At 72.6% G+C, this 4,709-nt stretch carries 4 protein-coding genes and 1 pseudogene; 1 reads left to right on the top strand and 4 read right to left on the bottom strand.

Features of this window, described 5'->3' with window-relative positions:
- Positions 1-455 (bottom strand): annotated as a pseudogene (locus H0X00_RS21740) (hypothetical protein); the annotation flags it as partial.
- 199 nt (positions 456-654) lie between these two features.
- Positions 655-1,302, bottom strand: a complete 648-nt coding sequence (locus H0X00_RS21735; RefSeq protein WP_293774777.1) for a DUF3000 domain-containing protein — start codon at positions 1,300-1,302, stop codon at positions 655-657.
- A 112-nt stretch (positions 1,303-1,414) separates the two neighbouring features.
- Here H0X00_RS21735 and hemE point away from each other — a divergent pair, with 112 nt between their 5' ends.
- Entirely contained in the window at positions 1,415-2,482 is a 1,068-nt protein-coding gene (gene hemE, locus H0X00_RS21730) for a uroporphyrinogen decarboxylase (protein ID WP_293774776.1), read from the top strand.
- Positions 2,483-2,561: 79 nt separating this feature from the next.
- On the opposite strand, the gene H0X00_RS21725 is transcribed toward hemE, so the two are convergent.
- Both H0X00_RS21725 and H0X00_RS21720 read right to left on the bottom strand, forming a co-directional pair.
- Positions 2,562-3,848 carry a hypothetical protein gene (locus H0X00_RS21725; RefSeq protein WP_293774774.1) on the bottom strand — a complete coding sequence of 429 codons (1,287 nt, stop codon included), beginning with the start codon at positions 3,846-3,848 and terminating at the stop codon, positions 2,562-2,564.
- Between the two features lie 26 nt (positions 3,849-3,874).
- On the bottom strand, positions 3,875-4,709 hold an 835-nt coding region (locus H0X00_RS21720), incomplete at its 5' end, for a DUF4349 domain-containing protein (protein ID WP_293774773.1).

The raw sequence follows: 4,709 nt of genomic DNA, 5'->3' as shown, positions 1-4,709 counted from the left end.
AACGCTCCGGTGACGGCGCCGCCCCGGAGCTCCGCGATCTCTGCGAGCTCAGGGTCGAGCTCGAGGCCCGTGCCGTCGAGGAGATAGGCGAGGCGCGCGGCGCGGACGGCGCGGGCACCGTCGGCGAGCGGGACCACGGCGCAACCGGACCAGCCGGCGCGCTGCAGTTCTGCGAGCAGGAGGATCCCGGAGCCGTCAGGAAGCGCGGCCTCGGCCAGACAGACGTCGCGCGGGCCGGCGGTGCGGGCCCAGGCACGGGCCTGCAGCACGGTCCCGGCCTCGGTCACGTCGCGGGCGCCCAGGCTGCGGAGCCGGCGGACGGCCAGCGCGCGGCGGTAGGGGTCGGCCCCGACCACCATCGCGGTGAACCAGCCGGTGCGTTCGGCACCGATCGGAATGTCGTCCGGGGCGAAGCGCGGCTCGCGCGCTTCCCGGACGAGCGGCGAGGTCGGCACGCGCGGCGGCGGCGGAAGCCGGCGGTTCGGTCGCGTCAGGACGGAATTTTCCGTCCGAGGCGCGGATTCGAGGAGCGTCACGGAACCTCCCGTTGTTGTGGCCTTTGAGTCTCCATCGGCCGTTAGGGAGAATTCCTTGAATGCTTCTTTACCTAACTTTGCGTTTCGGTTGTCAGCGGTGCGGGAGTGACTGGTGGTATCAGCGTCCCCTGTGTCCCGTTGTGGTTCGTTTTACCCCAGCTCGGCGGGGAACCCCACTGCTTCCCGGCATCTGCACCACGCCGGGGGAAATGGGCGGCAGGCCGCATGCGGTGCACAGCACCTCGATCCAGGCCTCCAGGTGCGCAGCCATGTCACCGACCGGGCTCCAGGACGCCCGGATCTCCAGCTCACCGCCGGGCTCGTCCTCGCCGTCGGCCAGCTCGCCGAAGGGGTGGGACTGCACCCGGGTGACCGTCCCGCTCGCAGCCACCAGCGGTACGTCGTGGGCCGCCAGCGTCTCGGCCAGCCAACCCCAGGCCACCTCGGGGAGCAGCGGGTCGGTGATGAACTCCGCCTCCAGCGTCGTCCGCAGGTAGGTGACCAGCCGCAGCCGGCCTTCCCAGGCGTCATGCCCGGCCGGGTCGCAGAGCAGGATCAGCCGGCCCTGGGCGACCTCGTCGCCGGAGATGGTCACGGTGGCGGCCACAGCGGCCGCATACGGGGCCAGCTGCTGCGGGGCGGGGGATTCTTCCAACCGGACTTCGGGGCGCACGTGGGCCGCCTGGATCCCGTCGAGCGCCTCGACGAAGTCGGCCGGCAGGTCAAGGGGCCGGGACGCCGGACCGTCCTTCTGGACTCGCGTCATCAGACCTCCTGAGCCGTTGCCACGAGCGGGCGAGCTCGTCCCGAGACGGTGACACGTGGGCCCCGGCCAACCGTGGATCGGCGGCGGCGTGTCGCATGGGACGATCGGCGCCATGCCCCTGGCGTCCCACGAGTCTCCTCCTCCCGCGGCGGATGCGCGAGCCTCAGCGTTCCTTCGGGCCTGCCGGCGCGAACCGGTGCCGCACACCCCGGTGTGGTTCATGCGCCAGGCGGGTCGCTCACTGCCCGAGTACCGCAAGGTGCGCGAGGGCGTGGGAATGCTGGAGTCCTGCTCCCGCCCGGAGCTGATCACCGAGATCACGCTGCAGCCGGTGCGCCGCTACGGGGTGGACGCGGCGATCTTCTTCTCCGACATCGTGGTGCCGCTGCGCGCGGTCGGGGTGGATCTGGACATCGTGCCCGGCGTCGGCCCGGTGATCGCCGCGCCGATCGCGGACTGGGCCGACCTGGACCGGCTTCCGCTGCTGGACCCGGGCGCGGTCTCCTACGTCGACGAGGCGGTCCGCCTGCTGGTCGCCGAGCTCGGTGCGACGCCGCTGATCGGCTTCGCCGGGGCCCCCTTCACCCTCGCCTCCTACCTGGTGGAGGGCGGGCCGTCGAAGAACCACGAGCGGACCAAGGCGATGATGCTCGGTCGCCCGGACCTGTGGGCAGCACTGCTGGACCGGCTCGCGGACATCACCGCCGTCTTCCTGCGGGTCCAGGCCGAGGCCGGGGCTTCGGCCCTGCAGCTGTTCGACTCCTGGGCCGGCGCGCTCGCCCCGGCCGACTACGTCCGCTCGGTGATGCCGGCCAGTGCCAAGGTCTTGGCCGCGATCGCCGACCTGGGCGTGCCGCGGATCCACTTCGGCGTCGGTACCGGCGAGCTGCTTTCTCTGATGGGGGAGGCCGGCGCCGACGTGGTCGGCGTCGACTGGCGGGTGCCGATGGCTGAGGCCGCCCGCCGCGTCGGACCGGACCGCGCCCTGCAGGGCAACCTCGATCCGGCCGTCCTGTTCGCCGGCCCGGAGGCGGTCGACGCCGCGGTCGACGACGTCCTCGCCTCTGCGGCCGCCCTGCCCGGGCACGTGTTCAACCTGGGTCACGGCGTCCTGCCCGACACCGACCCGGGCACCCTCGCCCGCGTCGTCGACCGCGTCCACGCCGCCACCGTGCGCTAGGCCCCGGCTTCCGAGTCGCGCTCACCCCTGTGGAAAACGAACCATTAGGCGTGACACGCCTAATGGTTCGGACGGGGCCTCAGAACTCGCGGACGAAGATGTCGTCGCGGCCGTTGGTGTCGCCGGCCACCAGGTTCGAGGCGCGGGAGCCGAAGGCGACGGTGCGCCCGTCGGCGGACATCGCGGGGAACGACGTGCTCTCTGCATCGGCCGGGCGCCCGGCCGGGTTCGCGGTGACGCGGCGCAGCGCGCCGGTGCGCAGGTCGGTCCAATAGATGTGGAAGGTCGCGCCGCCTTTGCCGCCGGCCATCAGGTTGTTCGCGGCCGAGAGGTAGAGCAGGTAGCGCCCGTCGGCGGAGAGCACCGGCCCGCCCGAGATGCCGTTGGGCTGGCCGCCGTCGGCGCGCGCGCTGACCCGCCGGGTGGTCCTCTCGCGCAGGTCGCGCACGTAGATGTCGTCGGCCTTGTTGGTGTCGCCGCGGATCAGGTTGGTCGCCGAGGTGGAGAACGCGACGTACCGGCCGTCGGCGGAGATCACCGCGCCGCTGCTCTCGCCGTTGCCCTGGTTGCCGCGCGTTCCGACGCTGACCCGGGTGATCTTCTTCGTGCGGCGGTCGAGGACGAAGGAGTCGAAGACCCGGTTGGTGTCGCCGGGCACCAGATCGCGTACCTCGGAGGAGAAGGCGACGTAGCGGCCGTCGGCCGAGATCGACGGATCGATGCCCGATACGCCGGGCAGTCTGGAGCGCTTCTTCGTCGTGGTGTCGTAGACGAACACCCCGGCCAGGTCGGAGTCGTTGCCCACCGACCGCAGCGGCGTCCCGACGTTGTAGACGACGTAGCGACCGTTGCGGCTGATCACCGGAGAGGTGCCGCCGGTGGTCTCGCGTCCGTCCGCCGCCAGCGAGAGCCGGATCGTGCGGTGGGAGCGACGGTCGTGCAGGAACACGTCCGGGTCGCCGTTGGTGTCCCGGGCGACCAGGTCGGTGGCCTCGGAGACGAACGCCACCCAGCGGCCGTCGCCGGAGATGGCCGGGGTGAAGGAACCGCGGTCGCCCTCCTCACCCTGGCTGGACACGCTGACCCGGGTGGTCCTGCCCGCGACCCGGTCCCGGACGAAGACGTCGGTGGCCCGGTTGCGATCCCGCGGCACCAGGGCGTTGGCCTCGGAGTCGAACGCGACGAAGCGGCCGTCGGCGCTGATCGCCGGGGCGTAGCTGTCGGCGGTGCTCTGCCGGCCCTTGCTGTCCACGCTGATCCGGGCGATCTGGCCCGGCGCGGCGGTGGCCGGGGCGAGGCCGGCGGCGACGAGCAGGATCGCGACACCGCCGCCTGTGAGCGACCGGCGGCGCCGCGATCCCGGCATGGGCGCCCCTTCCCCTTAGCCCGGCGTCAGCTCGGCTCGATGGGGCTGACTTTACGTCCCACGGCCGGTGCGGTCCGCTGAATCCGCAGCCCCAGCCACCACAGCGGCGGGCCGAGCAGGAGCAGGGCGGCCGCGAACGGAATAAGGGCACCGAGCACGGTGGCGCCCGCGGTGGCGCTGTCCGAGAACGCGTGCCAGCCGTTCGAGAGACCCGCGGTCAAACCCTCGTCGTCGTCCTCCGCGGCGGCCGCGGCCAGCGCCTCGGGTGTCCGCAGGTGGACGCTCACGGTGGCCAACGAGGTCTGGTCCTTCAGTGAGGTCTGCTTGGCCAGCAGGGCATCGAGGTCGGCCTCGCGCTGGGACAGCTCGCCCTCGAGGGCGACGACGTCGCGCAGGGTCACGGCCCGCTCCATCAGGTCGCGGATCCGATCCACCGAGGCGCGGGCCGAGGCGATCCGGCTCTTCACGTCGACGACGGTCTCGGTGACGTCCTGGCCGGTGAGTTTGCGATCCACGACCAGGCCGAGCGCCGCGAGGCGGTCCAGCACCGAGTTGAACCCGCCCGGCGGGACGCGCAGCGTGAGGGTGGCCGACGATCGCGGCGCGGGAGCGGGCTCCGCGCCGGGCTCGCCTGCTGATTGAGGTGTGACCGGGGCGGCTGCGTCCGTGCTGCGCTCCGAGCCGGCCACGAACCCGCCGGCCGCCCGCACCGCGGTCTCGATCTGCGCGACCGCCTTGGTGAGGTCCTCGACCTGGACGGTCAGGTCCGCGGTGTAGATGACGTCGCGGCCGGTCAGCGCAGCGTCCGGGACGGAGACTCCGCGGGCGTTCTTGCGGTCGGCGCCGGCCGCGATGTCGGCC

Source organism: Sporichthya sp., from assembly GCF_013815995.1.
In the GTDB taxonomy this organism is placed as follows: Bacteria; Actinomycetota; Actinomycetes; order Sporichthyales; family Sporichthyaceae; genus Sporichthya.
The sequence above is the reverse complement of the archived record's forward strand: the minus strand, read 5'-3'. Positions and strand labels throughout refer to the sequence as shown.

Excerpts from the sequence above, each read along its gene's own strand:
- H0X00_RS21735 (WP_293774777.1), bottom strand. The coding sequence starts at position 1,302 with ATGACGCGAGTCCAGAAGGACGGTCCGGCGTCCCGGCCCCTTGACCTG.
- hemE (WP_293774776.1), top strand. The coding sequence starts at position 1,415 with ATGCCCCTGGCGTCCCACGAGTCTCCTCCTCCCGCGGCGGATGCGCGA.
- H0X00_RS21725 (WP_293774774.1), bottom strand. The coding sequence starts at position 3,848 with ATGCCGGGATCGCGGCGCCGCCGGTCGCTCACAGGCGGCGGTGTCGCG.